Annotated in this window: 23 protein-coding genes and 1 tRNA gene; 8 read left to right on the top strand and 16 right to left on the bottom strand. The window is 67.1% G+C overall.

What is annotated here, in order from left to right:
- Window positions 1-32: 32 nt before the first annotated feature.
- Window positions 33-515, top strand: coding sequence for an Hpt domain-containing protein (locus PGN12_05795; protein ID MEH3103401.1), 483 nt, complete (start codon window positions 33-35; stop codon window positions 513-515).
- A gap of 119 nt (window positions 516-634) precedes the next feature.
- Here PGN12_05795 and bfr read toward each other — a convergent pair whose 3' ends face one another.
- The 7 genes from bfr to PGN12_05830 all read right to left on the bottom strand — a co-directional run bounded on the left by bfr (window position 635) and on the right by PGN12_05830 (window position 8,525).
- On the bottom strand, window positions 635-1,150 hold the full coding sequence (gene bfr / locus PGN12_05800; GenBank protein ID MEH3103402.1) for a bacterioferritin: 516 nt from the start codon (window positions 1,148-1,150) through the stop codon (window positions 635-637).
- Between the two features lie 89 nt (window positions 1,151-1,239).
- A complete protein-coding gene (locus PGN12_05805) occupies window positions 1,240-1,410 on the bottom strand; it encodes a (2Fe-2S)-binding protein (protein ID MEH3103403.1) in 171 nt (56 codons plus the stop codon).
- Window positions 1,411-1,464: 54 nt separating this feature from the next.
- Complete coding sequence (locus PGN12_05810) at window positions 1,465-2,646, bottom strand: DUF418 domain-containing protein (protein ID MEH3103404.1); 1,182 nt, start codon at window positions 2,644-2,646, stop codon at window positions 1,465-1,467.
- 118 nt (window positions 2,647-2,764) lie between these two features.
- Window positions 2,765-4,981 (bottom strand): phosphoribosylformylglycinamidine synthase subunit PurL, encoded by a 2,217-nt coding sequence (gene purL / locus PGN12_05815; protein MEH3103405.1) that lies wholly within the window; start codon window positions 4,979-4,981, stop codon window positions 2,765-2,767.
- A 438-nt stretch (window positions 4,982-5,419) separates the two neighbouring features.
- Window positions 5,420-6,847, bottom strand: a complete 1,428-nt coding sequence (locus PGN12_05820; GenBank protein MEH3103406.1) for a phospholipase D-like domain-containing protein — start codon at window positions 6,845-6,847, stop codon at window positions 5,420-5,422.
- The gene (locus tag PGN12_05825; GenBank protein MEH3103407.1) at window positions 6,844-7,164 is read right to left on the bottom strand and encodes an arsenate reductase (glutaredoxin); all 321 of its coding nucleotides are present in this window, start codon (window positions 7,162-7,164) and stop codon (window positions 6,844-6,846) included. Before PGN12_05825 ends, PGN12_05820 begins: the two co-directional genes overlap by 4 nt.
- Window positions 7,164-8,525 carry an ectonucleotide pyrophosphatase/phosphodiesterase gene (locus PGN12_05830; GenBank protein ID MEH3103408.1) on the bottom strand — a complete coding sequence of 454 codons (1,362 nt, stop codon included), beginning with the start codon at window positions 8,523-8,525 and terminating at the stop codon, window positions 7,164-7,166. The genes PGN12_05825 and PGN12_05830 overlap by 1 nt, the downstream gene beginning before the upstream one ends.
- A 96-nt stretch (window positions 8,526-8,621) precedes the next feature.
- Here PGN12_05830 and PGN12_05835 point away from each other — a divergent pair, with 96 nt between their 5' ends.
- Window positions 8,622-8,864 (top strand): hypothetical protein, encoded by a 243-nt coding sequence (locus tag PGN12_05835; GenBank protein ID MEH3103409.1) that lies wholly within the window; start codon window positions 8,622-8,624, stop codon window positions 8,862-8,864.
- 283 nt (window positions 8,865-9,147) lie between these two features.
- Here the strand turns inward: PGN12_05835 and ychF are convergent, their stop codons facing one another.
- The 3 genes from ychF to PGN12_05850 form a co-directional block, all read right to left on the bottom strand.
- Window positions 9,148-10,248, bottom strand: coding sequence for a redox-regulated ATPase YchF (ychF, locus tag PGN12_05840; protein ID MEH3103410.1), 1,101 nt, complete (start codon window positions 10,246-10,248; stop codon window positions 9,148-9,150).
- Window positions 10,249-10,446: 198 nt separating this feature from the next.
- Complete coding sequence (locus tag PGN12_05845) at window positions 10,447-11,748, bottom strand: Nramp family divalent metal transporter (protein MEH3103411.1); 1,302 nt, start codon at window positions 11,746-11,748, stop codon at window positions 10,447-10,449.
- 316 nt (window positions 11,749-12,064) lie between these two features.
- Window positions 12,065-12,946 (bottom strand): S-methyl-5'-thioadenosine phosphorylase, encoded by an 882-nt coding sequence (locus PGN12_05850; protein ID MEH3103412.1) that lies wholly within the window; start codon window positions 12,944-12,946, stop codon window positions 12,065-12,067.
- A 33-nt stretch (window positions 12,947-12,979) separates the two neighbouring features.
- Between PGN12_05850 and PGN12_05855 the strand changes: the two genes are divergently transcribed.
- Window positions 12,980-13,390: a DUF2147 domain-containing protein gene (locus tag PGN12_05855; protein MEH3103413.1), complete on the top strand. Its 411-nt coding sequence runs from the start codon at window positions 12,980-12,982 to the stop codon at window positions 13,388-13,390.
- Window positions 13,391-13,596: 206 nt separating this feature from the next.
- On the opposite strand, the gene PGN12_05860 is transcribed toward PGN12_05855, so the two are convergent.
- Together PGN12_05860 and PGN12_05865 are read right to left on the bottom strand one after the other, a co-directional pair.
- Window positions 13,597-14,559, bottom strand: a complete 963-nt coding sequence (locus PGN12_05860; protein MEH3103414.1) for a diguanylate cyclase — start codon at window positions 14,557-14,559, stop codon at window positions 13,597-13,599.
- Window positions 14,560-14,634: 75 nt separating this feature from the next.
- The gene (locus tag PGN12_05865) at window positions 14,635-15,261 is read right to left on the bottom strand and encodes a DNA-3-methyladenine glycosylase 2 family protein (protein ID MEH3103415.1); all 627 of its coding nucleotides are present in this window, start codon (window positions 15,259-15,261) and stop codon (window positions 14,635-14,637) included.
- 53 nt (window positions 15,262-15,314) lie between these two features.
- On the opposite strand from PGN12_05865, the gene PGN12_05870 reads away from it, so the two are divergent.
- A complete protein-coding gene (locus PGN12_05870) occupies window positions 15,315-15,632 on the top strand; it encodes a 2Fe-2S iron-sulfur cluster-binding protein (GenBank protein ID MEH3103416.1) in 318 nt (105 codons plus the stop codon).
- A gap of 114 nt (window positions 15,633-15,746) precedes the next feature.
- Here the strand turns inward: PGN12_05870 and rlmB are convergent, their stop codons facing one another.
- Window positions 15,747-16,514, bottom strand: a complete 768-nt coding sequence (rlmB, locus tag PGN12_05875; protein MEH3103417.1) for a 23S rRNA (guanosine(2251)-2'-O)-methyltransferase RlmB — start codon at window positions 16,512-16,514, stop codon at window positions 15,747-15,749.
- Window positions 16,515-16,732: 218 nt separating this feature from the next.
- Between rlmB and PGN12_05880 the strand changes: the two genes are divergently transcribed.
- The 3 genes from PGN12_05880 (at window position 16,733) to PGN12_05890 (ending at window position 19,016) form a co-directional block, all read left to right on the top strand.
- Window positions 16,733-16,818 (top strand) — tRNA-Tyr (locus PGN12_05880).
- 160 nt (window positions 16,819-16,978) lie between these two features.
- Entirely contained in the window at window positions 16,979-18,247 is a 1,269-nt protein-coding gene (locus PGN12_05885) for an integrase arm-type DNA-binding domain-containing protein (protein MEH3103418.1), read from the top strand.
- A 16-nt stretch (window positions 18,248-18,263) separates the two neighbouring features.
- Window positions 18,264-19,016 carry a hypothetical protein gene (locus tag PGN12_05890; GenBank protein ID MEH3103419.1) on the top strand — a complete coding sequence of 251 codons (753 nt, stop codon included), beginning with the start codon at window positions 18,264-18,266 and terminating at the stop codon, window positions 19,014-19,016.
- 190 nt (window positions 19,017-19,206) lie between these two features.
- Here the strand turns inward: PGN12_05890 and PGN12_05895 are convergent, their stop codons facing one another.
- Window positions 19,207-20,442 (bottom strand): integrase arm-type DNA-binding domain-containing protein, encoded by a 1,236-nt coding sequence (locus PGN12_05895; protein ID MEH3103420.1) that lies wholly within the window; start codon window positions 20,440-20,442, stop codon window positions 19,207-19,209.
- Between the two features lie 33 nt (window positions 20,443-20,475).
- Between PGN12_05895 and PGN12_05900 the strand changes: the two genes are divergently transcribed.
- A complete protein-coding gene (locus tag PGN12_05900; GenBank protein MEH3103421.1) occupies window positions 20,476-20,922 on the top strand; it encodes a hypothetical protein in 447 nt (148 codons plus the stop codon).
- Between the two features lie 694 nt (window positions 20,923-21,616).
- On the opposite strand, the gene PGN12_05905 is transcribed toward PGN12_05900, so the two are convergent.
- Both PGN12_05905 and PGN12_05910 read right to left on the bottom strand, forming a co-directional pair.
- Window positions 21,617-22,414, bottom strand: a complete 798-nt coding sequence (locus tag PGN12_05905; protein MEH3103422.1) for a DNA adenine methylase — start codon at window positions 22,412-22,414, stop codon at window positions 21,617-21,619.
- Window positions 22,415-23,042: 628 nt separating this feature from the next.
- Window positions 23,043-26,543, bottom strand: a complete 3,501-nt coding sequence (locus PGN12_05910) for an FAD-dependent oxidoreductase (GenBank protein ID MEH3103423.1) — start codon at window positions 26,541-26,543, stop codon at window positions 23,043-23,045.
- Window positions 26,544-26,568 lie beyond the last annotated feature (25 nt).

Here is a 26,568-nt window from a genome sequence, read left to right on the forward strand (position 1 = left end):
GTCAGGTGTCCGGTGGGCAGCGGGAGACGTTGGTGTCGGTGGAAACGAGCAAACTGGTCGATGATCTGGCGCTGGCGCGCGCACGTGCCGAGCTGGGGACCGGCTTCGCCCGCATCCTCGGCTATTTCCGCGAGGACGGCATCAAGTCGCTGACCACGCTTGAGGAAGCCGTTCGCAAGTCCAATGCCGTCGCGATGGTCATTCCGGCGCATACGTTGAAGGGCGAGGCGCAGCAGTTCGGTGCGCTGGCGCTGGCCGCGCTCGCGGAAAAGATCGAGACCTATGCGCGGCTGTGCATCGAGCATCACGACGCGCCCGATCGCGCGATCGAGGATGTGGTGGCGCTGCGGCCGTTGTTGTTGCAGACGCTGGCGCTGCTCGAGCGTGAGGCAGGGGTGACCGTGGCGGCGACGCCGGTCGCCGTGACGCCGCCGTCGGTTGCCCCGGCGTTCGTGCCCCCGCCGCTTGCGGGGCGTCCGCGGACACCGGGAGGATTCGGGCGCAAGATCGGCTGAGAAAAGACGCCGCGTCGGAAGTCTGACTCGTGCCTGCGGACGACACGTTCGTCCTCAGGCCGACGCAACGCGATCGAGCGGCGGCGACATTATCGAGGTGACGCCGCCGCTGTCCCGGATCAGCCCTTCTGATAGGGTGCAGCGCCACTCGCCGGCTTGTCGTGTTCGCTGATCGAGTTGAGCTGGATGTAGTTCTGAATCCCCATCCGCTCGATCATCTCGAACTGCCGCTCCAGCGTGTCGACATGCTCTTCCTCGCTGGCGAGGATGCGCGCGAACAGCTCGCGGCTGACGAAGTCCTTCACTTCCTCGCAATAGGCGACGGCGGCCTTGAGCTGCGCGACCGCCTCGATTTCCATCGCAAGGTCGGCCTTGAGGATCTCCTCGACCGTCTCGCCGATCCGCAACCGACCGAGCAACTGAAAGTTGGGCAGGCCGTCGAGGAACAGGATGCGCTCCGCCAGCCAGTCGGCGTGCTTCATCTCGTCGATCGATTCGTGGCGCTCGAATTCAGCGAGTTTGTAGACACCCCAGTGATCGAAGAGGCGGTAATGCAACCAATATTGGTTGATTGCCGTCAGTTCGTTACGAAGCGACTCGTTCAAAAACTCGATGACTTTCGGGTCACCCTTCATCGTCTCTGCCTCCAAAGGAATGGAGGCGGAATACATGCGTGAGTGCTTGGACGGAAGCCTGAAAACTCCGCCGCTAGAAGATGAGAGCGCTACGCAGCTGCACGCTCGTCATTGATGATCTCACGTGCGAACGCGACGCACTGCCCGCATTTCGCTTGGCGGCCGTAGCAACGATAGGCCTGAGACGCTGTGGTCGCGCCGGCGCGGGCCGCCGCGCGCACCTGGCACTCACGAATCGCATTGCAAACGCAAACGACCATAACCGCTCCCTAACCGACATTGCCGCGTTAGAGATAATGCGAATGGATCGCAAGCTAATTTGCGTCGCGTTCGCAAAAACTGCGACGAAGCGGTATCCATGTGCCACGGGCTGCGCAGCGCCATAGCCATTCGGCGGGGCCGTGCGTGAAGCGCGCCAGCCACCAGCGCGGCCAAAGCAGCATCGCGGCCCAGGCTGGCGCGAGCAGGAGGTACAGCGCCGCACGGTCCCAGCGGGCGAACTGACCGCCACCCCAGCCGTAGAAGAGCGCGGTGAACGCGATGCTGCACGCCAGATAATTGCTGAGCGCGACGCGACCCGCGGCCGCGAAGCGACCGTTGCGGACCGTCAGCAGCAGGAGCGCGGCATAGCCCGCGACCGTCACGGGACGGAGCACGGGCGCCACGACGAAGCTGGCGAGGACGACGGTATGCGCATCGAAGTCGCGCACGATCGTGTGTGCGGCGAGCATCGCGAAGATCGGAAGCGTGGTGAGCAGCGCCACCGCAGCGACCATGGCATAGCGTCGACGCGGCCATGCGCCGGTCAGGAAGCCGCTGCGCAAACCCGCCATGCCGAGCAGCATATAGGCGAGCGTTTCGGGGCCGTTGGCGAGCAAGGCGGTGAACGGGCCGGCTTCCTCGCGCCACCGCCACGCGACGTTCGCGCGCCAGCCGGCGCGCATGGCGGCGATTTCGCGGGTCAGATCGGCGGGGATCGAGCGGCCGAACACGCGCTCGACGACCGCGCCGAGCCCGGCGATCGCCAGCCCGTTGGCGAGCGCGAGCAGCAGGCAGGCGGCGGCGGCGATCAGCAGCAACCGCAGCGGTGCGGCGCTGAACAGCAACGCGATGCAGCCGACCAGCGCGTAGAGGCTGAGAATGTCGCCACTCCAGACGAAGTAGAGGTGCGCGCAGCCAACCACGAAGAGCGTCGCCATACGGCGCAGGTGGAGCGCCGCGCCATTGCCACCACGCGAGTCGGCGCGATCGATGACGAGCAGCATGGATGCGCCGAACAGCGCGGCGAACAGCCCGCGCATCTTGCCCTCGACGAAGATGTAGGTGAGCGCCCAGGCGGTGATGTCGACCGGCGTCGTCCCGCCCCACGCCGCGGGGGAGAAATAGGCGGCGACCGGCAGCGCGAAGCCGGGCAGGTTGGCGATCAGGATGCCGAGCACCGCCGCGCCGCGCAGATGGTCCAGCGCGACGATGCGGTGGGCGGGGGAATCACTCACGTTGTCATCCATCCGTCATCCCCGCGGAGGCGGGGATCCAGATGCGCTGCCGTTCGTGCTTCTGCCGATTCGTCAGAGGTTCTGGATTCCCGCCTGCGCGGGAATGACGAGGCGGTGCCTATACCGCGGCCTCGCTGCTCATCAGCTTGGGGAAGAACCCCTCGTGCGCGGCGCGCAGATCGTCGAGCGGGACGCAGAAGTCGCCGCCCGCCAGCTCGAAGATGATCCGCGTCCCAATCGTGCGGCCGAGCGGCTCGGCCTCGACGCCGGCATCGAGCGCGGCCTGAAGGAAGTCGAGCAAGGCGTGATCGTGGACGGTCACGACGTACACGCCCTGATCCTCGGCGAACAGCGAGGCGGCGGTGTCGTAGGGGAGCGCGCGGTCGATCATCGCGCCGATCCCGCCGGCCAGCGCCATCTCCGCGATCGTCACCGCGATCCCGCCGTCGGACACGTCATGGACCGCGCCGAGATGCCCGGCGGCGATCTGGTCGCGGACGAAATCGCCGGTGCGGCGCTCCAGATCGAGGTCGACGCGCGGCGGCGGGCCTTCCTCGCGCCCGTGCAGCTCGCGCAGCCACAGCGACTGGCCGAGGTGGCCCGAGCGCGTGCCGACCACGACGATGATGTCGCCGGTCTGCTTGAAGGCGATCGTCGCGTTCTTCTGCCAGTCCTTGAGCAGTCCGACGCCGCCGATCGCCGGGGTCGGCAGGATCGCCGAGCCGCCGCCGGTCGCCTTCGACTCGTTATACAGGCTGACGTTGCCCGACACGATTGGGAAGTCGAGCGCGCGGCACGCCTGTGCCATGCCGTCGAGGCAGCCGACGATCTGGCCCATGATCTCCGGGCGCTGCGGATTGGCGAAGTTGAGGCAGTTGGTGATCGCGAGCGGCGTCGCGCCGACCGCGGTCAGGTTGCGCCACGCCTCGGCGACCGCCTGCTTGCCGCCCTCGACCGGATCGGCGAAGCAATAGCGCGGGGTACAGTCGGTGGTCATCGCCAGCGCCTTGTCGGTCCCGTGGACGCGCACCACCGCGCTGTCGCCGCCGGGGCGCTGCACGGTGTCGGCGCCGACCATGTGATCGTATTGCTCCCAGATCCAGCGGCGGCTGGCGATGTCGGGGGAACCCATCAGCGCCAGCAGGTCGGCGGCGGGGTCCTTGCTCTCGGGCACGTCGACCAGCGCCTTGGCCGCGGGGGTCGGGACGTGCGGTCGGTCGTAGAGCGGGGCGTCGTCGGCGAGCGGCCCGAGCGGGATGTCGCAGACCGTCTCGCCCTTGAACTTCAGGACCATGCGCCCGGTGTCGGTGACATGCCCGATCACCGCGAAGTCCAGCTCCCACTTCTCGAAGATCGCGCGCGCGAAATCCTCGCGGCCCGGCTTCAGCACCATGAGCATCCGCTCCTGCGACTCGCTCAGCATCATCTCATAGGGGGTCATGCCCTCTTCGCGCTGCGGCACGTCGTCCATGACCAGCTCGATCCCGACGCCGCCCTTCGACGCCATCTCGACCGACGAGGAAGTGAGCCCGGCCGCGCCCATGTCCTGGATCGCGACGATCGCGTCGGAGGCCATCAGTTCGAGGCACGCCTCGATGAGCAGCTTCTCGGTGAACGGGTCGCCGACCTGCACGGTCGGGCGCTTGGCGTCGGCGTCCTCACCGAAGTCCGCCGAGGCCATGGTCGCGCCGTGGATGCCATCGCGCCCGGTCTTCGAGCCCACATAGACGATCGGGTTGCCGATGCCGGAAGCGGCCGAATAGAAGATCTTGTCGGTCTCGGCGACGCCGACCGTCATCGCGTTGACGAGGATGTTGCCGTCATAGGCCGGGTGGAAATTGACCTCGCCGCCGACCGTGGGGACGCCGACGCAATTGCCATAGCCGCCGATGCCGTGGACGACACCCGAGATCAGGTGGCGCATCTTCGGATGGTCGGGGCGACCGAAGCGCAAGGCATTGAGATTCGCGACCGGGCGCGCGCCCATCGTGAACACGTCGCGCAGGATCCCGCCGACCCCGGTCGCCGCGCCCTGATAGGGTTCGATGTACGAGGGGTGGTTGTGGCTTTCCATCTTGAAGATCGCCGCCTGCCCATCGCCGATATCGACCACGCCGGCATTCTCGCCCGGACCACAGATGACCTGCGGGCCCTCGGTCGGTAGCTTTTTCAGGTGGATGCGGCTCGACTTGTAGCTGCAATGCTCCGACCACATCACCGAGAAGATGCCGAGTTCGACCAGATTGGGTGCGCGGCCGAGCGCGCCCAGCACGCGGTCATATTCCTCGGGGGACAGGCCGTGGTCGGCGACGATCTGGGGCGTGATGACGGTCATGCCCGCGCGCATAGCGGGACGGGGGCGCGGATGCCAGATGCGGCGTGGCGGCGGGTGTATGTTGGCGATGTTTGTGCAGAACGGGGTGTGCGCGTGGTTCATTCGCTCAGGGCGGGGTGTCGGCGAGGCTCGAGAATAGCAGAAGTTGGAAGGTGTAGGACAGCGGCGGTTCCGTACGCCGTCGCCCCTGCGAAAGCAGGGGCCTATGGCTGTGTCGTGGTGGTGGACGGGCTGACACATTCGCGTCGGGCGTGTGTCATGCCGATTTGACGGACGATGCAGACATGGGCCCCTGCCTGCGCAGGGGCGACCGGGGAGGGTGAAGGGCCAAGTCCCCTTCTCGTCATCCCCGCGGAGGCGGGGATCCAGACGCGCAGGTTCTCGCAAGGGTCGCGACGTCACAGGTTCTGGATTCCCGCCTTCTCGGGAATGACGATATTAGCGCTTTCGCCGCCGCAAGCGCCGGAGCAGGCCGCGTTTCTCGAAGCTTTCGAACATCTCGCCCGGTCCTTCGGGGTCGAGCACCTCGTTGTCCGCAAGCCATTTCTCGACGCCGTTCAGGTCGTCGATCTCGTAGGGCACCAACGTCCGCCCGGAGCCGCGCAGCGCCTCGATCGTCGCGATCAGCCCGTCGCGCTCGATCCTTGCGGAAACCTCGTCGATGTTGGCGCCGAGGTGTTCGGCGAGCAGGTCGGCGCGGATCGCGGCGATCGTCTCCGGTTCTTCGGTGATCGTCACGTCGCATTCGGTGTCGAGCCGCAGCGAGCGGTTGTTGAAGTTCGACGAGCCGATGCGGATCGCCACTTCGTCGATCACCGTCACCTTGGCGTGGCAATAGATCGCCTCGCCGCCCTCGGTGACCGGATGGTAGATCCGGAAGCGGCCGTGACGGTCGCGCTTGCGCAGCTCGGCAACCAGCCGCGCGCGCGCGGTGTCCATCGCGATCGGCTCCAGCCAACCCTGCGCGGTAACGGGATTGATGATGACGATCTCGGGCGGGTCGTCCTCGGCCAGCCGTTTCGCGATCGCCTCGGCGATCCGGCGCGAGGCGAAATACTGGCTTTCGGCGTAGATGCGCTTCTTCGCGCCCGCGATCAGCGCGAGATAGAGGCGCTCGATCTCGAGCACTTCCTCCTGCCCGTCATGCTCGGGCTGGCTGCGCGAGATCGCGACGTCGACGTCGGTGAATTGCGCCGGCAGGCTCTCGGGCCAGCAATCGCTGCCGGAGGCGGGCGACGGCGGCGTGATCGGCGCGCCGCCTGCGATCTCCCAGCGGGTGCGGCACAGGTCGCCGAGTGCCTTCGCCACCGGCCCCTGAAGCGCGGTGGTGACGTCGTGCCACGGCTTGTAGCGGAAGCCGTTGGGGGAGCGGCGGTGCGGGTCGTCGTCGCGGTGCGCGCGCGTGTCCCAGCGCTCGTCGGTCATGTCGATCCCGCCGCAAAAGGCGAGGCAGTCGTCGATGACGACGATCTTCTGGTGCTGCGACGCGGCAACCGGATGGTGGCCGTCGAGCTTCAGGTGGATGCGCGGCTGACGCCATCGCCAGTTGAGCAAGGTCCACAGCGTCTTGCCGCGCCCGAGCGTCTTCATCGCGCCGGTGTCCCAGCGCAGGATATGGACCTGCAACCCGGGGGTGCGCTTCACGAGCCAGGTGATGAACGCGCCGACATCGGCGGGCGCCTCGGGATGGTCGTCGTCCCACGCCAGCCGGATGCGCGCGTCGAAGTCCCAGCCGACCAGCAGGATCTGCTGCTTCGCCTTGAGCATCGCCTGTCGAGCAGCGCGAAAGTAATTGTCGGCATCGACGACGGCGGCGGCGCGGGTCGCGCGGGCGACGCGCCAGCGGGTATCGGTGGGCAGCTTCACAGCAGGTCGCGCACGCGCTCGGGCGGGCGGGCGATCAGCGCGCCCTTTGCGGTCTCCACGAACGGCCGCTCGATCGTGGCGGGGTCGCGCGCCATCAGGTCGAGTGCGGCGTTATCGTCGGCGACCGTGGGCGCATCGGGACGCAGCGCGGCGCGTGGTGCGATCCCGGCGCGAGCGCACAACCGCGCCAGTTCGTCGCGCGACGGCGAGGTCTTGAGATACTCGACGACCGTCACCTCGGCACCGGCCTCGGTCAGGAGCGCCAGCGCCGCGCGCGATTTCGAGCAGCGCGGATTGTGGAGGATCGTCGCGTTCATCAATCCCCGTGTGGCAGGGTGCGGCGCTGCGGTCCAGCGATCAGCACGCTGCGGAACGGCCGGTCGCTGCCGTCGAGCCCGTGACCCGCAGGCAGCCCGAGCAGATCGCGCAACAATGGGGCGACGTCGACATTGTCGAAGGTCGGCAGCCGCTTGCCGGCGCGGAACGCCGGGCCGTTGGCGATGAACAGCGCGCGCATGTCGGCGGCGTCATTGTCATAGCCGTGCGCGCCGAGCGAAACAGGCTTCGTCGGCGCGCTCTTCAGGATCGTCCACGCGCCGGCGGAGCCATCCTCGGCGAGACAGAAATAGGGCGGAATGCGCGGATTGCTGCCATAGCGGAAGCGCGCCGGAATCGTGCCCTTGCGCCAGCATTGCAGGTGCGCGTGCGGGCGCAGCAGCGCGGCGGCGACCGCGGCGTCTCGGCCCGGCAAAGGTTCGAGGGTCGCGAAGGAGCCGGTTTCGATCACGCGCGCGTCGCTGGCGGCGACGATCGTGTCGAGCGCGACGACGCGGCTGGTGTCGGCCGGGGCCATGCCGTGATCCGACACGATCACGAGATTGGCGGGCTGGCCGAGCGCGTCGAGATCGCCGATCAGCTTCCCGATTGCATCATCGACCCCCGCGACCGCCTGCAACGCGCGCGGGTCGGCGGGGCCGTAAAGATGCCCGGCGGTATCGACCGCGTCGAAATAGAGCGTCACGAAGCGCGGGCGCGTCGCGGCGGGGCGACGCAGCCAGTCGACGACCCCGTCGACGCGCTGGCGGTTGTCGATCGCCATGCTGAACGCCTGCCAGTCGTGTGGGCGCGTGCCGCCGGTCGTGTCGTTCGGCCACTCCTTCGCGCGGGTGCCGCCCCATGCGACGGCGGAGCCGGGCCACAGCATCGTCGCGGTGCGGATGCCGGCGCGCTCGGCTGTCACCCAGATCGGCTCGCCGCCGTTCCACCAGAACGGGTCCTCGCTCGCCATGGTGAAGGTTTCGCCGGGACGTGCCGGATCCTCGACGTTGTTGGCGGTGACGCCGTGATGATCGGGAACGAGCCCGGTGACGAGCGTCCAGTGATTCGGCGCGGTCTTCGACGGGAAGGACGGGCGCATCGCGGCGCTGACGCCGGTGGCGGCGAGATGCGACAGGTTGGGCGTGACGCCGCGGGTCAGATAGTCGGGGCGGAACCCGTCGATCGAGATCAGGATCGTGACCGGCGCGCGTTGTTCGCTGGCGGCGGTGACGGCCGGGGCGGCGGTCTGGCTCGCCGGCGGGACAGGGCGGGTGACCGGCGGCAGCGCGGGCGGATCGTAGCGATAGGCGCACGCGGACACGGCGGCCAGCGCGGCGAGCAGGGGGACGCGGGACAACATATCAGGCTCTTACGCGCGCGATCTTGCAGAACAAAGACCTGTCGCATCGCGGCGGAACGCGCGCGCCGGTTCGCGGTTTCTGACCCTATGCTCCGCGTGCTGTTGCCCCTGTTGTGCCTCTCGGTCGCGGCCTGCGGCAAAAGCGACGAGGAAAAGGCGCCACCGCCCGCGCCGGTCCCGACCGCCACTGCGCCTGCGCCGCGCACCCCGGTGATGCAGATCACCCCCGCGTCGGGTGCGACGCCGGCGTGGCTCAAGCCGCGACCGCACGAGGGTGCGGCGCTGCGGGCGCCTTACGGCGGCACGCTCGACCGGCCGGTGGTGGAGGGCGGTCGCTGAGGCTGAAAAGTTCGGTAACTACGCACCGTTCGCCCTGAGCTTGTCGAAGCCTGTCCTGAGCGCCTGCCTTGGCAGGCAGTCGAAGGGGGCGTGTTCCGGGCACGTGCTTCGACAAGCTCAGCACGAACGGTGTCAGGTCCGATCAACATTCAGCTATAGGGCGCAATTCGTCGCCGAAACGCCCTTTCTTCGTCATCCCGGACTTGATCCGGGATCCCGCTTCTACTTTCCGGTCGGAAGAAAGCGGGGTCCCGGATCAAGTCCGGGATGACGCCAAGAAGATTTACACGTTGAAGCGGAACAGCAGCACGTCGCCGTCGTGGACGACGTACTCCTTGCCTTCCTGCCGCAGCTTGCCCGCCTCGCGCGCGCCGGCCTCGCCGTTGAACGCGACGTAATCGTCGAACGCGATCGTCTCGGCGCGGATGAAGCCGCGTTCGAAATCGGAGTGGATCGCGCCCGCCGCCTGCGGGGCCTTCGACCCGGCCTCGACGGTCCAGGCGCGCGCTTCCTTGGGGCCGACGGTGAAGAAGGTCAGCAGGTGGAGCAATTCGTAGCCGGCGCGGATCACGCGCGCGAGCCCGGTTTCCTCCAGCCCCAGCTCGGCGAGGAACTCGCCGCGATCCTCGTGCGGCATCGTCGCGATCTCGGCCTCGATCGCGGCGGAGACGACGACCGCCTGCGCACCCTCGGCGGCGGCCTTGTCGAACACCTTCTGCGACAAGGCATTGCCTTTCGCGGCATCCTCCTCGTTGACGTTGCAGACGTAGAGGACCGGCTTGGCGGTGAGCAGCTGCGCCTGATCGAGCACGCGCTGCTCGTCCGGGTCGTTGGTTTCGGTCAGCCGCGCGGGCTTGCCGTCGCGGAGCAGGTCGAGCGCGCGGCCCAGCACCAATGCGCCGAGCTTGGCTTCCTTGTCGCCCTGCTGGCCCTTCTTGGCGAGGTTGGGGACGCGCTTCTCTAGGCTTTCGAGATCGGAGAGCATCAGCTCGGTCTCGACCGTCTCGGCATCGGCGATCGGGTCGACGCGGTTGTCGACATGCTGGATGTCGTCATTCTCGAAGCAGCGCAGCACGTGGACGATCGCGTCGACCTCGCGGATGTTGCCGAGGAACTGGTTGCCGAGCCCTTCGCCCTTGCTCGCGCCGCGCACCAGCCCGGCGATGTCGACGAAGCCGAGCTGCGTCTCGATGATCTTGGCCGAGCCCGAAATCGCCGCCAGCTTCGCCAGCCGCGGGTCGGGGACGCCGACGTTGCCGACGTTCGGCTCGATCGTGCAGAACGGATAGTTCGCCGCCTGCGCCGCGGCCGTCTCGGTCAGCGCGTTGAAGAGGGTGGACTTGCCGACGTTGGGCAGGCCCACGATGCCGCAGCGGAAACCCATGGGGAAAACCTGTGTGATGAGGAAAGCGCGCCAGATAGGCCAGCGCGCGGGCCGTGGCTAGGGGGAGCGCGGCTTACACAACCGTTCGTCCTGAGCTTGTCGAAGCCTGTCCTGAGCGCCTGCCTTGGCAGGCAGCCGAAGGGGGCGAGTTCCGGGGCCCGTGCTTCGACAGGCTCAGCACGAACGGGGGAAGGCGACTTACCCCACCGCCATGCCCCACAGCAGATAGCCGTTGAGCACCACGATCACCGCCGCGATCACCCATGCCAATGCGGCCAGCCAGCGCGGCGCGGCGAAACTGCCCATCAGCCGGCGGTTCGACGTGTAGAGCACCAGCGGGATCACCGCGAACGGCAGTTGCAGGCTGAGCACCACCTGGCTGAGCACCAGCAGGTCGGTCGCGCCGCGATCGCCCGTCGAGGCGACCACCACCACCGCCGGCACGATCGCGATCGCGCGCGTGATCAGCCGTCGCAGCCACGGCGCGAGCCGGATGTCGAGGAAGCCCTCCATCACGATCTGCCCGGCGAGCGTGCCGGTGACGGTGGAGTTCTGCCCGCTGGCGAGCAAGGCGACCGCGAACAGGACGCTCGCCGCGCCGACCCCCAGCATCGGCGCGAGCAGCCGGTGCGCATCCTCGATCTCGGCGACCTCAAAGCGCCCCGCGCTGTGGAACGCCGCCGCCGCGAGCATCAGGATCGCGGCGTTGATGAAGAAGGCCAGCCCGAGCGCGACGGTCGAATCGATCGTCGCGAGCTTCAGCGCCTCGTGCCGGTCGCGCTCGTCGCTGCCATAGGCGCGGGTCTGGACGATCGACGAATGCAGGTAGAGATTGTGCGGCATCACCGTCGCGCCGAGGATGCCGATCGCGATATAGAGCATGGCCGGGTTGCGGACGATCTCGGGTGATGGGACCAGCCCCGCCGCCGCCGCGCCCCAGTCCGGCCGCGCCCAGAACAGCTCGAACGCGAAGCACGCCGCGATCACGATCAGCAGCGCGGCGATGAACGCCTCCAGCCGGCGGAAGCCATAGCGCTGGAGCGCGAGGATCAGGAACACGTCGAGCGCGGTGACCAGCACGCCGTAGATCAACGGCATCCCGAACAGCAGCTTGAGCGCGATCGCGGTGCCGAGCACCTCGGCGAGGTCGCAGGCGATGATCGCGATCTCGGCGAGCGCCCACAGCAGCCACGACACCGGCCGCGACGATTGCCGCCGGCACGCCTGCGCCAGATCGAGCCCCGCGCCGACACCCAGCCGCGCCGACAAGGATTGCAGCACGATCGCCATCAGGTTCGACAGCAGCACGACGCTGAGCAACGTATAGCCGAACGCCGAGCCGCCGGCGATGTCGGTCGCCCAATTGCCCGGGTCCATATAGCCGACCGCGACCAGCCAGCCGGGACCGACGAACGCCAGCAGCTTGCGCCAGAAGCCCGCGCCCTTCGGCACGGGCACGGAGGCGAAACTGTCGCCGAGCGAACGGGTGGTGAGCGTCATGCGCGGGGAGGAATGCGGGAGAAGCGCGTCGGTTTCAACTTAAGACCGATCGACATTCGTCAACTCGCCCCCTCTCGTCGCCCCGGACTTGATCCGGGGCCCCGCTTCTTGCCGACGATCGGGGGAGAAGAAGCGAGATCCCGGATCAAGTCCGGGATGACGGCATGGGAGCGGATTGTTCGATCGGTGCGATGACCTTACCCAGGTTCGTCATTGCGAGCGTAGCGAAGCAATCCAGGGCGGCTTGATCCGGCGCTGGATTGCTTCGCTCCGCTCGCAATGACGAGCGAGGGTTCGAGCCCGGCGCGTCACTCTCTCACCCTTGGGCCATCCCCAGCACGCGCGCCACCACCGCCGCATTCCGCGCGACCAGCGCCGCGTCGCGCTGCGCCGGTGCGGTCATGATGGCGCCGTCCAGTGCGGTGTCGATCGGCGAGGGCGTGCGCTCAGGCGGCAGATGGCGCAGCAGGTGCGCCACCGCCGCGCGCGCGATCCGGCCGTTGGCGGCCATCTGCGCGACGATCTCGGCGACGTCGACCGCAGCATGATCGTCGCGCCAGCAATCGTAATCGGTGACCATCCCGACTAGCGCATAGGGCAGCTCCGCCTCGCGTGCGAGCCGCGCCTCGGGCATCGCGGTCATCCCGATCACGTCGCAGCCCCAGTCGCGATAGAGGCGGCTTTCGGCGCGGGTCGAGAATTGCGGGCCTTCCATCGCCAAATAGGTCGAGCCTTCTGCGATCCGTCCGCCCGCCGCGGTGATCGCCGCCGCCGCGAACGCGCCCAGCCGCTCGCAGGTCGGATCGGCGAGCGAGACATGCGCCACCAGTCCGCTGCCGAAGAACGACGCCGCCCGCTGGACGGTGCGGTCGACGAACTGGTCGACGAGCGCGAACGTGCCCGGCGGCAGCTCCTCACGCAGCGACCCGACCGAGGAGATCGCGAGCAGATCGGTGCAGCCCGCGCGCTTGAGCGCGTCGATATTGGCGCGCACCGGAATGTCGCCGGGCAGATGGACGTGCCCACGGCCGTGCCGCGGCAGGAAGCGGATCGAAACGTCGGCGACCCGTCCGAACAGGATCTGGTCGCTGGGCATGCCCCATGGCGTCTCGACCGTGCGCCATTCGGCGTCCTCCAGCCCATCGATCGCGTAGAGGCCGGAGCCGCCGATGATCCCGATGGTCCATTGCGTGTTCATCATTGATCTCCGATAGTTTCGGCCATGCGTATCATGCTCCCAGCCGCGCTTGCGCTGCTCACCGCCGCCGTCCCCGCGACCGCCTTCGCCGCCACCCCGATCGCCGGACGCTACGTCACCGAGGACGGTGCGGGCGTCATCACGGTCGCGCCGTGCGGCAACGTGACCTGCGGCAAGCTGACGACGATCCTCAAGAAGCGCCCCGGCGCCGCCGACACCGACGTCAACAACAGCGACGCGAGCCTGCGTACCCGTCCCGTTCTGGGAATGCCGATCCTGTCGGAGTTCAAGGACGCGGGCAAGGACTGGCGCGGCAAGATCTACGATCCGCGCAACGGCAAGACCTACAAGTCGATCGTGGCGAAGAACGCCGACGGCACGCTGGCGGTAAAGGGCTGCATCGCCTTCTTCTGCCAGACGCAGACGTGGCGTCCGGCGAAGTAGGCTTTATCACCCTTCCCCTAAAGAGGATCGTTGCAAAAGATCGGCGCCGCGCCACTTTTCAAGCCGTATCCCGGCGGAGGCCGGGGTCCAATTGGAATGGTCTTTCCGCCAGCTACAATCGCCTCCCGACTGGGCCCCGGCCTTCGCCGGGGTACAAGAAGGCGACTTTCGCAACGAACCCCTGAAGGGGAGGGGCGTGCTTCGCTTCACCCCTCGATCTGATTGCCGCCGTGGCTCGCCGCCAGTGCGGCGTTGGCGCGGGCGGCGATCAGCGAGCTTTCCTGCCCGCCTGCCGCGCCGGTCGCGATGCCCGCCGAGGCGGTGACGCTGCCGATCGGTTCGCCGGTGCCGCGCAGCCGCAGGCGGCGGGCGGCGAATGCCGACAAGGCGCGCTCGGTCAACAGGCGGGCGGCGCTGACCGGAACGCCGCGGGTGATGAAGACGAATTCGTTGCCGCTCCAGCGGATCAGTTCCTCGTCGGGGAACGTCTGGTGCAGTGTCGCAGAGAAGGCGTTGAGAACATTGTCCCCAACCGCGCGACCGAACCGATCGTTGATCGTGTCCAGCGCATCGACGCTGAAGGCGACCACGACATGCGCCTCGCCGCCCGCATCGGCGCGCGCGATCACCTGGCGTGCGCCGCTGCGGTTGAGGGCCTGGGTCAGATCGTCACGATCGGCGTCCGCTGGCGGCACGCCGGGTACGATATTGTCGCGCAGCCGGACCACCTCGGAGCGTAGCGCGGCCAGTTCGCGCTCGGCATCGGACAGGCGATCGACGAAATCGGTCGCGGCGGCGGGCAGGGTGGCGATCGGCGCGCCGTTCGCCGCGTCGACGAAGGCGCCGACGTCGCGGCCGAGCGCCTCGGTCAGATGCTGTGCGTCGCTGGTGAGCGTGCCGAGTTCCTGTGCCTGTCGCATCACGGTGCGCTCGCGCCGGTCGAGCGTCTGCTCGCGCGGCGGGGAGAGAAAGTCCTCGACCAGCGACTGGACGGTGGCGGCGGAGAGGCGCAGCCCGCCGTCGGTCTGTTCGGCGACCGCTTCCGACAGCTTCGACCCCGGCGCGCTGATCACCGCGAGCGCGAATTCGTAATGCGATGGCGAAGGGTCGAGCTGATGCAGTTCGAGGAAGTTGATTGCGCCGCGCGCACGGTCGAACGGTGTTCTCATCGCCCCTTCTTCCGCTCCCATGCGTCGCCTGGGTATGCGGCGCGACACCTTAAGGGTGCGTAAACGGCGCGCGGCTTACACCGGGGCGGCATCCGCGCCGGCACCATAATGGTGCCAGGTGAAGATCGCCGCCGCGCCGCGATAGGGTCGCCACGGTTCGGCGAGGTCGCGCGTCAGCTTCTCGCCGGGGCGTTCGGGGTGGCCGAGGATGCGCCCGGTCTCGATCTGCACCGCCAGGTCGCCTGCCGGCCAGATATCGGGCCGCCCCTCCGCGAACAGCAGATAGACTTCGGCCGACCAGCGCCCGATGCCCTTCACGCGTACCAGCTGCGCGATCGCCTCCTCGTCATCCGCAGGCAGGTTGCCGAGATCGAGCCGCCCGCTCAGCACCTCGTCGGCCAGACTGCGCGCATAGCCGGTCTTCTGGCGCGAAAAACCGCACGCGCGCAGCGAATCGTCGTCGAGCGCGGCGACGATCGCCGGATCGGTGGGGTCGCCGAGCACCTCCAGCTTGCGCCACACCGCATCGGCGGCCTTCACGCTCACCTGCTGGCCGACGATCGTGCGCAGCAGCGTGGCATAGCCGCGCGCGCGGATGCGCGGGGCGGGATAGCCGACCCGCTCCAGCGCGGCGGCGAAGGCGGGCTCGCGCGCGGCCAGCGCGTCGAGCCCGGCCTGCAGGTCGGCGGCGCTCAGCCCCATTGCGCGGGCTTCGGCTTGCCGCCATGGGCGGGGCGAATATCGGTGGAGTTCATATGGCCAAGCTTATCGTCGAGACCCGCAACGGGGAAGAACGCGAACTCGAAGGGCAGGCGGGTTTTTCGGTCATGGAGGTCATCCGCGATGGCGGGATCGACGAGGTTCTCGCGCTGTGCGGCGGCTGTTGCAGCTGCGCGACCTGTCACGTCCACGTCGATCCGGCCTTTGCCGACAAGCTGCCGCCGATGAGCGAGGACGAGAACGACCTGCTCGATTCCTCGCTGGACCGCGACGCGACCTCGCGGCTGTCGTGCCAGATCGAATTCGGTCCGGCGCTGGACGGCCTGCGGGTCCGGATCGCCGCGGAGGATTGAACGACCGCCGTCATCCCCGCGTGGGCAGGGATCCCGACGCGCGGTCTTTCGATAGAAGCGCAGACGTCAGAGGTTCTGGATCTCCGCCTGCGCGGGCTGACGGTTGACGTTCCGTCAGCGCGCCGTGACCGCGTAGAGCGCGATCGCGGCGGCGTTCGAGACGTTGAGGCTCTCGACCTTGCCCGAGATCGGGAGCTTCGCCAGCTCGTCGCAATGCGTCTCGGTGTTCTGGCGCATCCCTTCGCCCTCGGCGCCGAGCACGATCGCGATCCGGCGGCTCGTGCCGATGTCGGCGACCGATTGCTGAAGGGTCTGCGTCGCATGACCGGTCAGCCCGATTCGCCAGCAGCCCGCCTCGGCCATCTCCTCCAGCGCGCGCGCCAGATTGACGACCCGCACCCATGGCACCGTCTCCAGCGCGCCGCTCGCCGCGCGCGCCAGCGCACCCGATTCGGGCGGCGCGTGTCGGTCCTGCGTGACGATGCCGAGCGCGTCGAACGCCGCGGCCGAACGCAGGATTGCGCCGACATTGTGCGGATCGGTCACCTGGTCGAGCACCACCAGCGGGCGCGGGCGCTCCGGATCGTCGGTGCTGCCTTGTTCGAGCAGATCGCCCAGCCACACGTCCTCGAGCGGATCGACCTCCGCGACCATCCCCTGGTGCGGCGCATCGCCGGGAACCAGCCGCCCGAGATCGGCGGCGTCGGCGAACACCACCGGTAGCACCGGCGGCAGGTTGAGCGCCGCCAGCGCCTCGCGCGTGCCCCAGATCTTGCGCACCACCCGTTCCGGATTGGCGAGCGCGGCGGTGACCGCGTGACGACCCCACAGCCGGGGACGATTACCCTGCGGCTGGCTCGGGCGATGACCGCGCCGTGCCATCAGCGGCGGCCCCGGGCGGGGGGGGCGGAGGCAGTGGGCAAGAAACGCATGACGGGTCGGGTCCGTGTTGTTCGATGGAGGAAAGTCGGAGGCGGACGCTATGCGCGGCGGCGGCGTGGCGCAACCGCGGTGCAAATTGTTGCGGCGTCGCGACACAGGCGTTGACAGGCCGCCGATGCGCGGGCATTGCGCGCCCTCGCTTTGACAGCGCCGCTCGTGGAAGGGTGGCCGAGTGGTTAAAGGCAGCAGACTGTAAATCTGCCCACGCAAGTGTACACTGGTTCGAATCCAGTCCCTTCCACCAACCCTTTGTTCCAAGGGGTTCCCAAACAGCCCACCAGTGCCCCCTTTCCCCTCGTGGAAAGGCTTGTGCGTTGTCCCATATGGTCCCAGATGGAACCCATGGAGCGCGGCGATTCTGGGGGCATTTTGGGGGCACAGCCTGAACGAGCTGGGGGCACCGGATGCTGACGGACGTTGCCTGCCGAAAGGCGCCGGCGAAGGACAAGCCGTACAAGCTGGCCGACGCACACGGGCTCTACCTCTACGTTCTGCCGAGCGGCTTCAAGTCGTGGCGCTGGAAATACCGCATCGGCGGCAAGGAAAAGCGGCTGGTCTTCGGACCCTATCCGACGATCACGCTGGTGAAGGCTCGGCAGCTGCGCGAGGACGCGGCGCGCGTGCTGCGCGACGGGGCGGATCCTGCGGTGAGCAAGCGGCAGCGAGCAGCCGAGCAGACGGCGCTGGTCGGGAGCACCTTCGAGAGGGTTGCCCGGGAGTGGCACGTGAGCCAGAAGGCGGGCTGGTCGCCGCGCTACGCGGCGATCGTCCTCAACAGCTTCGTGAACGACGTCTTCCCGCGTATCGGCACGCTGCCGATCACGGCCGTCACGACGCCGCTAGTGCTGGAGGTGCTGAGGCCGATCGAGGCGCGCGGCGCACTGGAAACGGCGCACCGCGTACGTCAGCGGATCTCGGAGGTTTTTGCGCGCGCGATCGGCGCGGGGATTGCCTCGGCCGACCCTGCCGCGGTCACGAAGCGGGCGCTCGGCCGGAAGGCGAAGGGCAAGTTCCCGGCTGCGCGAACCATCAAGCTCGCCCAGGCCGTGCTCGAGGAATCGGAGAAGCAGCCCGGGCAGCCGCTGACGAAGCTGGCGTCGCGCCTGCTGGCGCTGACCGCGGTGCGATCGGCGACGCTGCGCAACGCCGAGGTGCGCGAGTTCGAGGATCTCGACGGCAAGGCGCCGATATGGCGCGTCCCCGCGGCCAAGATGAAGCTTGGAGTGGAGCGCAAACAGGACGACGCCTTCGAGTTCATCGTCCCGCTGTCGCGCCAGGCTGTCGAGACGGTGAAGGTCGCGATCGGCTTCTCGGGGAGGGATGCGACCGGGCTGATCTTCCGCAGCGTGCGCAATGCGCGACGACCGATCAGCGACAGCACGCTGAGCAAGGCATACCGGGAAGCGGGCTTCTCGGGCGTCCATGTTCCGCACGGGTGGCGCGCCACCTTCTCAACGGTGATGAACGAGCTGGTGAAGGAGCAGGGCAGGGGCGACGACCGCGCCGTGATCGACCTCATGCTCGCCCATATCCCGGCGGGGGTCGAGGGCGACTACAATCGCGCCGCGTACATGCCGCGCCGGCGCGAGCTGGCGCAGGAGTGGGCGGACATGCTGACGAAGGGGCTCGCGCCGCCGGCTACGCTGCTCGAGGGCAAGCGACAGCACGCCTGATGATCGGAGGCCGCGCGTGACCGCGGCCTCGATGGGGCGCCAGACGCGCCAGCTCACCAAGGGCTTCACGGCCCGCCTGACGGGCAAGGCCGAGCGCGGTGCCGACCGCAAGGTCCGCCGCAACAGCATCGACGTTGAGGACCGGCGCGCCCGCGTGTCGCGGCCGATCGGCGACGGCACAACGGCCGGCGCGATGGGCTGGATTGACTGCGTGTTGAAGGTGGTGGGTGAGCTGGACAACCAGCTGCGCGCCAAGGGCGGCGCTCGGCCGCTCGGACTGCACGGCCTGCGCGTGCTCGAGGCGCTGCTCGGCCGGCACGGCAAAATCGCAATCGACTTCAAGAGCGGCCGGATCGATCCAGCGTTAGACACGATCGCGAGCGCAGCGGGCGTGTCAAAGACCACGGTGGTGCGCGCGCTGGAGCGGCTGAAGAGCCTGAAGATCCTCGACTGGATCCGCCGGACCGAGAAGACGGGCAGGGATGGGCTGTTCGGCCCCCAGCGCCGGCAGGTGTCGAACGCGTACTTCTTCACGCCCGAGGCGCTGCCCGCACGGGTCGCCCAGCGCCTGCGCGACCTGCTCGCCCGAAAGCGGCTTCAACGAACAGGAACTGCCCCTGCGACGTCGCCGGTAGCGGCAGCCGAGCCGGCATGCCCGGATCTGCGCGACACGCTCGCCCGGATCAAGGCCGGGATCGCACGCCGCGATGAAGGAGTGAACGCGAGTCCACCATGCGGTCAGTATCCCCTCTCAGGGGTTGAAAGATAAAAGGAATGGGATCGCTAAGGCGATCCCATGCATGAATTTGTAATCCCCCCACGCCGATAGGACCCACCCCTTCCACTCGATCGCCAAGACCCGGCTGTCGAGCGTGGCGGCTTGCGCCGCCCCGGGCTGCCTGGGGGGGGATGAGCACAGACCGTGCCACCCGCCCCCGACCGCGGCGCTCGCGGCGCGGTCAATTAATCAGGATCTCGGCCCATTCCTCAAACAGACGCCGACGCGGCGCGAGGTGCTTAGCTCGGTTGTAGGCGCCCTCCACCTTCGCGGTTGTGCCATCGTCGTGCTTCAGCACATGGCCGAGCGCCTGGTCGATCACCTGCCGATCCGCCGGTCGCTGCTCGTTCATCACCGTCGAGAATGTGGCGCGCCAGCCGTGCACGACGTGCCGCCCCGCGAAATGCGTCCGCCCGTACAGAGCGTTGATCGTGCCCTCGCCGATCGGCGATCGGCCGTCGCGACCGGGGAAGATCAGGCCATTGCCGTGCAAATTTGCATGCTCCTGGTGCACATATGCATCCTTCAGATGCATATTCGGCGCGCGCGCGGCGCGCAGCACCGCCACAGCCGCCGGCGCGAGCGGCACCAGGTGATCGTTGTCGGCATCGAGCTTCTTCGTCGCGGCCAGCTTCATCCGCGCCGCGGGGATGCGCCAGACAGGCGCGTCGCCGTCCAGATTCTCGATCTCGCACCACCGCGCGCCGCGCACCGCCGCCAGGCGCACCGCGGTGAGCGCGAGAAAGCGGGACGCGAGCTTCACCGGGGCGCCGGCGTCGACCAGCTCGGCCGCGGCGAGCAGCGCGCGCGCCTCCTCGATCGTCGTCAGAGCCGGGTGATGCCGCGCGGCCGGCGCGCGCGCCAACGCGCGGCCGACGATCGCCGCCGGGTCCGCCTGGGCCCAGCCCTCGCTGACAGCCAGCGCGAAAACGTCGGAGATCCGCTGGCGGACGCGGCGCGCCGTCTGGATCGCGCCGCGCTGCTCGATCGATCGCACGATCCGGAGCACCGCCGGCGCGTCGATGGCATCAAGCTCGTCGGCGCCGATCGCCGGGAACACGTCTGCCTCGAGGCTGGCGAGGACGTCGGCCGCATGCACCGCCGTCCAACCGGCGAGCTGCTGGGCGTGCCAGGTGCGCGCCGCGCGCTCGAAGGTCATCACCGCCGGCGCGGTGCGCGGATCCACGCCGCGGCCGAGCTGCTCGCGCGCGGCCTCAGCCCGGGCCCGGGCGGCATCGAGCGAGATCTCCGGCCATTGGCCGATCGTCAGCAGCTGCTCCTGTCCCGCGAAGCGGAAGCGCCACCGGAACGACTTGCGGCCGGTTGGCGCGACGAACAGATGTAGGCCGCGCTCGTCGGCGATCTTGTACGCGGACGCGCGCGCGCGCGCCGCCTTGACGGCAGCGTTGGTGAGCATGAGGACCTCATGTCCTAGTAAGGGGATTGGGCGATGATTCGTCTCGACGCAGTGCGGACCACACTCGTGAGCAGCTTGAAAAAGGGAGACATGTTCTTCGTCGGCGACAAGATCGGGATTGCTTGCGGCGAAGAACTCGACCGATACTTCTTCGATGTCGCGACAGGCGGCGTTATCCAGTTGCCCGCGGTTCAGCGCGTGCTCGTAATCGAAGACCCGCTAGTCAGCATCGATCCGGCAAGTGCGATCGGCTATGATGCTGAAGCGCCTGCTGGCGCTCTGCTGATTACTAAAGGTGGTCCGGCAGTCTATACCTTGCCAAGCGAGACTCGTAGGTTGTCAGTGTACGTGTTTCTGAGTGGTGAAGTCGTTGAGTATAGAAGGTCGGGCGAGCCGGCCTTCACGCGCTGGCAGATTGGCGTGCGGCAACCCGAGGCTGTTAACGCCGTCGTGGTGGTCGACGTCGGTGCTGGCGCTTGACCGACATCGTGCTTTCGGGCGGAAAATAGGCTGACCGAGGCGGAGGTACCCTCCGCCCCTGTGTAGACTGGCTCCGCAGAAATGCGTTGTTCTCTGAAGGTCTGGCCGGGGTCGATGCCCCGGCTGATACCCCGCAATCCTCAGCCGAAGCTGGTGGCGCTCAGCTCGGTTATGCGCTTCGTTGTGCCGGTCACCCGAGTCACGATCACCAAGCCAATCCGACATTCACGGGTGTCACTAAAATCTGTTGTTCTCGCGAAATCGGTCGAAGTCCAACTCATAATTTAACTACTTCACTGCCTAAGATCAGGAGGCTTTTTCCGGACTCGAAAACGGGGGCGTGGTAGTTTGCAAGTATGCCAATCTTCGATGTAGCAATTATCGATGGTGCTACCTCCTGCTTTCGGGAGGAATATGCATCGATCGAAATTGCCAGAGATGCGGTTATTCGCTCGGCCATCAAGATGATGCTCGAAAGCCCATCTCAAGATGCCTCTAGAACCGCAGACTGCTCGGTCATTGATCACATCGGCGGGCAAGAGCGAACGTTCATGGTGTCACTCTCAATCGTAGACTACGTGTAGGTAAGCGAGGCGGAGGGGTCCTCCGCCTTGGTCTTAACCGGCTCCGCAGAATTGCGTTGTTTTTTGAAGGCTCGGCCGGGGTCGATACCCCGGCCAATACCCCGCGATCCTCAGCCGAAGTTGCTGACGACCAGCTCTGTCACACGCTTTGCCGTGCCCGTCGCCTTGGTCGCAATCGACCAGGCTACCTCGACGTCCACGACGCGGAACCGGCTGAATACAGCGCGCGACCCTTCGGTGGCGTTAATCGACAGCACGAACTTGCCGGCGATGCCGGCGAGCTGGTCGGCCAGCTGCTCGAAGTCCCCGCGCGAGAAAACATCCTGACCGTAATCATCCTCGCAGCCCCAATAGGGCGGGTCGAGGTAGAACAGCGTGTCGGCATGATCGTAGCGCCGGATCAGCTCGGCATAGGGCAGCCGCTCGATCGTCACCGGCGCCAGCCGCTCGCCCAGCGCGCGAATGTCGGCGCGCAGCTTAGCGTAGTTGAAACCGGCCTTCGACGCCCGGTCGACGCCGAAATTGCGGCCAACCACCTTACCGCCGAAGGCGAGCTTCTGCAGATAGAGGAAGCGCGCCGCGCGCTCGATGTCGGTCAACGTCTCCGGATCTATCCGGCGCTGGCGATCGAATTCCTCACGGCTGGCGAGCAGCAGATCCAGCTCGGCGACAAGCGGCTCGTAGTGGCGGCGCACAACCCGGAACAGGTTCGATACGTCGCGCGAAATATCGTTGATCACCTCGGCCGGCGCCGCGTGCGGACGCCGCAGGAAGATGCCGCCCATGCCGACGAATGGTTCGACATAGGTTCGATGGGGCGTGGCATCGATGATGGCGCACAGGCGCTTGGCCAGGTTGCGCTTGCCGCCGAGGTACGGCGCGATCGGCCGGGCGGTGATGGTGCTCATGGGTGCTTTCTCTTGTGGGAGGAAGCGCTCGGCTACGCGCGCGTGATCGCGCCGATCAGGATCGATCGACGGGCCTGCGCCAGGTCGGCGTCAGGATCGGTGCAGCGGCTCGCGGCCGCGAAAAATGGAGAGGTGAATCTGCGCGGCCAACCGACCCGAACCGGGTGGTTAGCCGCGCAGACCAAGGGAGCTACGCCCCGCGTATTCCCCTGATGGGTCTTGTATTAGCGGGCCACCCGGCAAACCGGTGACCCTTGGTATCCGCGCGCGCGGGCCAATCCTCACGGCTACGATCGGACAGGCGTCGGTCAGTATGCCGTCCTTGTCGTCTGCTTGCCAGTGACGGCACAGGTATTTTTTACAATGCAAGCCGCGCTCGCCGCCTATCGTTTCATAGAGAAGCCAGGTATCTGGCTTGGAGCTTACCTGACTAGGAACAGGCAAGGCGAGTCTCGGATCGAAAGTTGGGGCACATGCAAGAAGAGCGGGTAGCTCGGCACAAAGCTTCGACTCAAGATACCAGCATTGCGACGGACTGAGGCCGCTCCCGAACCCACCCACTAAACTCATGCGAGTTGTGGGTGGGCTCGGCTTTTCAGCCTGCAGGATACCTGAGTATGCTCTCGGGTCAGTTTACCTGCGGAAGCAGCTGAGCGGTTTCACCCGTCAGCGTCATAGCGTTGAGGATGGAGCTTCGCAGGGTCGAATAATCGACGCTCTGCACATCCTGAGCGCTAGCAGCCTTCGCCACCTTCATGGCGTGTGCGGCGCTCTGCCCCGCCAACATGCCGGTGAACTCCATGCGGTATGACGAGATGCCGATGTGCGTCGCCGAGATGCCAAACAGGCAGAACATGTTCGTGCACTCCGAAGCCTTCGGGACGATCGCCTCATAGGGGATCGGTTGCACACCGTCGGCGCCGCCCTGGCTGGCCTGCACGTTGCCCGTGTTCCACATCCCCCAAGTCCCGCCGACATTCTCCGCCACCGTTTCGACATGGTGGCTGTCGACGTCATAGCTCGCGACGGCCACCGTCTTGATTGAAGTCGGCGTGGTGCCATCGGTGCGCTGCGCATCATCACCGGTGACGATGAGGTCACCGACAAGGCGGAAGCCCTCGCGAACATACAGCTGCGGGATATAGCCATAGTCGTCGTTGGGATGCGGGTCGGTGTAGTGGATCATTGACAGGCCCCACTTGAGGGCTTCCGTCCGGATCGCGGTCGAGATGCGCGGGTCATTCTCGTACTGGAGATAGTACCAGAAGCCCATCGTCTTGTTCCAGATGTCCTTCCAGATCGCCTCTCGCTGGGCGTTCGTTCCCTCCAGATAACCCCAGTTCTTCGCAAAGAAGTCGGTCGAGAAACCGTTCTTCGCGTTGATGTCGGAGACACCGCCGACGCCCGGCAGTGGGTCATTCTTCATCAGATCGGCAAGAACCGAGGTGGGCGAAATGGCGAGGAACCGTCCGAGCGCTTCATAGAACTGCTTGTTATAGCCGGTTGGCGGATTGCCAGCGCTGAACGGGAACGGACGTCGGTACAGGTCACCGCTAGTGAAGGTGGAGCGGAAGTTGAACGCCTGAACCTTGTTATCCGCCGCGCCGTTCGCCGGGTTGCCAGCGACATAGATGCGGTTGACGTTCGGCAGCAGCCCTGACGTGGTGTCGCCCGGCACAACCCACGGATCGACCTTCACGAATGAGTTGTCGGCCTTGTTGCGGAACTGGTGGCCGTTGCCGCCGGCGTCCTGCAAAAGGCCCCGCTCGCCGTTCTTGAGTTCGGCCGACGTGCCGGTTGCCGCCTCGCGTCCGTACACCGTCGTGACGCCGGGCGTCTGCCGCGCAAGATCACCCTCATACGAGCCATCTGCGACATAGCCGGTGCAGTTGATCGTGCGGCCGTCGCGGGTCACGATCTTCGTCACGCGAGTGCCGGTCTTCGTGACGCCGCCAGCCGCGATCCCGTCCGAATAGTAGATGGGAATGTCATAGCCGAACGAGAAGCGCGGATCGAACATCGACCGCGTCAGCTTGTCGAAGGTCTTGGGGTTGAACTGGAAAACGTTCGTTCCCTGACCATCCATGGTCTGAAGCTGTGCCAGCATCCACCGCGGCAGACCTTGGAGCGCGGACTGCGTGAGGAAGTCCGTGAAGCCGAGCCCGCCCGATGACATGCCGCCGGGACGGCGCTCTCGCCAGCCGCCAACGATGATCGGATTGAGGCCTTGGCGCTTTGCCTCCCAAGCACCGACCATGCTCATCGGCGTGACGCCGTAGAAGACCGCATCCGACGAAACGGTGGTTGCGCCCATGCCAGCGGGGATCTCGTTGTACTCGCCGTACCTGAGCGAGTCCGAGAGGCCTTCGACGATGTAGCCCAGCGCGACCATTTGCTTGTCGGTCAGGCCCTCGGCGATCAGCCACGCGAAGATGCGGCGGCCGGATGATACCGCCGTGCCATTGTTGTTGTACCCGCCGATGTACAGCTCGGTCGCGCCCAACGACGCGGCCGCTGCAGGAGCGGACGCGAGGACACCCTTCGGCGCACCGAAGCGATAGGCGCGCATGTTGTTGCCGTCCGCCGGCAGCCGCGTAACCGCCTGCCAGCCTGCCCCGTCATATTCGGTAAGCGCGCCGGTGAACAGCGTTTCGGGCGACCCGATGCCGCCCTTGCCGACACCATCGGTCGCAACCTTCGGCGAGACAGAGAACATGTTCCCGTCCGCGTTCTTCGCGCCGATGTTCGCTACCATCGACGTGGTCTGCTTGCTGTACGAACCGATCGTCGCATTGGTCGGGTCGAGATCGCTCATCAGGACGCCGGACCTAATGAGGGCGGCGGTGCCAGGAGTGATAGCCTCGAAGGGCGTCGTGACGACCAGCGGACCCGTTGTCGCGAGCGCCGCGCCGGTCTTCCAGTTGATCGCGGTCTGCTGCGCGTCCGCCCCGACGGTGCCGAACACCTTGATCTTCGACCAGATGCCCTCCTTCTTGAACAGCCTGATCGCCTTATCCATAGCGCGGACCTGCCCCACTGTTGCAGGCGTCGTGAAATTGGACACTGCCGTGGTCGTCTCGGACTGCGTCGTGAACGCGGGGAGGCCCCCGCTCGCTGCCGCCAAGGTGATGGTGAGCTGCGAGTTGCGGGTCGTATAGCCGCTGCCAGATTCATCGACCGACAAGGTGACGCTCGTAGCGCCGCTGCCAGCGCCGTTATAGGACAACGTGCGCGCCGCGCTGTTGAGCGTGAAGCTGGTCGGCAGATTGTTGACGACAATCGTGCTGCCGGCCGTCGCACCGAGGATGTCGACCGTCTTCGCGACGCCGCGCTGAAAGTTGGCATCGGAGAGAGAGAGCGCGCCGAAGGTCGGCGTGGCAGCAGCAGCTGCCATGGTGAGTGAAAAGGTGGTCGTCCGCGAACCAGCCGCGTTCGCGTTCGTCTCGGCGATCGCCAGCGCGAGGGTGCTGGCACCGCTGCCCGACCCGTCATACGCGAGCTTGCGGGCGCTGCTGGCGACCGTGAACCCGGTCGGCAGCGTGCTGCCCGTAAGCACGCCGGCCGCCGATGCGTTGGTGATGTCCACCGACTTGGCAACCCCGCGTTGGAAGGCCAAGCTGGACAGGCCGAGATCTACCAGCGTGACTGACGGAGTCGGCGTCGGGGTTGGCGCCGGAGTGCCCGATCCTGCCACCTTCACCGGCTTCGAGCAGATCTCGACCACCGCATTGGTCATGAGAACCGACTCCGCCCCGTCGACGCTTTCGGGTGTGCCGAAAACGCGCGTGCGGAAATACCGGATGGCGCCCGTCGGGTAGGTCACCCGAACCGGGTAGAGGCGTTGGGTGTCGTCATCGCCCGCAGCGCGCAGCAGCGACTGCCCGGCGTCGAGCTCGTCATAGGCCATCGACAAGGACAAGGCGCCGTAGTCCGGGGTCGACTTCTGCTTGTCCTTCGGACCTTTGAGCGGCTGGAACTCGACCTTCCCGAAGGTCGCGCCGATCGGGCCGATCTTATCGACGCCACCGACATCGGTGTAGGTCAGCGCAGCGAAGCCGGCAGCGTCGAAGCTGGTAAGAGTGCCAGCAGAGATTGCGATGGCGGTACCGGCGGCGGTGGTCGAGGTCATGAAGGGTCTCCCGATGAGAGAGCCG

The organism is Sphingomonas phyllosphaerae, from assembly GCA_036946405.1.
Classification (GTDB): domain Bacteria; phylum Pseudomonadota; class Alphaproteobacteria; order Sphingomonadales; family Sphingomonadaceae; genus Sphingomonas; species Sphingomonas phyllosphaerae_D.

What these genes read in the sequence shown, in the direction of transcription:
- bfr (MEH3103402.1), bottom strand. Translation starts at nt 1,150, where the DNA reads ATGAAGGGTGACCCGAAAGTCATCGAGTTTTTGAACGAGTCGCTTCGT.
- PGN12_05805 (MEH3103403.1), bottom strand. Translation starts at nt 1,410, where the DNA reads ATGGTCGTTTGCGTTTGCAATGCGATTCGTGAGTGCCAGGTGCGCGCG.
- purL (MEH3103405.1), bottom strand. Translation starts at nt 4,981, where the DNA reads ATGACCGTCATCACGCCCCAGATCGTCGCCGACCACGGCCTGTCCCCC.
- PGN12_05825 (MEH3103407.1), bottom strand. Translation starts at nt 7,164, where the DNA reads ATGAACGCGACGATCCTCCACAATCCGCGCTGCTCGAAATCGCGCGCG.
- PGN12_05830 (MEH3103408.1), bottom strand. Translation starts at nt 8,525, where the DNA reads ATGTTGTCCCGCGTCCCCCTGCTCGCCGCGCTGGCCGCCGTGTCCGCG.
- ychF (MEH3103410.1), bottom strand. Translation starts at nt 10,248, where the DNA reads ATGGGTTTCCGCTGCGGCATCGTGGGCCTGCCCAACGTCGGCAAGTCC.
- PGN12_05845 (MEH3103411.1), bottom strand. Translation starts at nt 11,748, where the DNA reads ATGACGCTCACCACCCGTTCGCTCGGCGACAGTTTCGCCTCCGTGCCC.
- PGN12_05850 (MEH3103412.1), bottom strand. Translation starts at nt 12,946, where the DNA reads ATGAACACGCAATGGACCATCGGGATCATCGGCGGCTCCGGCCTCTAC.
- PGN12_05855 (MEH3103413.1), top strand. Translation starts at nt 12,980, where the DNA reads ATGCTCCCAGCCGCGCTTGCGCTGCTCACCGCCGCCGTCCCCGCGACC.
- PGN12_05860 (MEH3103414.1), bottom strand. Translation starts at nt 14,559, where the DNA reads ATGAGAACACCGTTCGACCGTGCGCGCGGCGCAATCAACTTCCTCGAA.
- PGN12_05865 (MEH3103415.1), bottom strand. Translation starts at nt 15,261, where the DNA reads ATGGGGCTGAGCGCCGCCGACCTGCAGGCCGGGCTCGACGCGCTGGCC.
- PGN12_05870 (MEH3103416.1), top strand. Translation starts at nt 15,315, where the DNA reads ATGGCCAAGCTTATCGTCGAGACCCGCAACGGGGAAGAACGCGAACTC.
- rlmB (MEH3103417.1), bottom strand. Translation starts at nt 16,514, where the DNA reads ATGGCACGGCGCGGTCATCGCCCGAGCCAGCCGCAGGGTAATCGTCCC.
- PGN12_05885 (MEH3103418.1), top strand. Translation starts at nt 16,979, where the DNA reads ATGCTGACGGACGTTGCCTGCCGAAAGGCGCCGGCGAAGGACAAGCCG.
- PGN12_05895 (MEH3103420.1), bottom strand. Translation starts at nt 20,442, where the DNA reads ATGCTCACCAACGCTGCCGTCAAGGCGGCGCGCGCGCGCGCGTCCGCG.
- PGN12_05900 (MEH3103421.1), top strand. Translation starts at nt 20,476, where the DNA reads ATGATTCGTCTCGACGCAGTGCGGACCACACTCGTGAGCAGCTTGAAA.
- PGN12_05905 (MEH3103422.1), bottom strand. Translation starts at nt 22,414, where the DNA reads ATGAGCACCATCACCGCCCGGCCGATCGCGCCGTACCTCGGCGGCAAG.
- PGN12_05910 (MEH3103423.1), bottom strand. Translation starts at nt 26,543, where the DNA reads ATGACCTCGACCACCGCCGCCGGTACCGCCATCGCAATCTCTGCTGGC.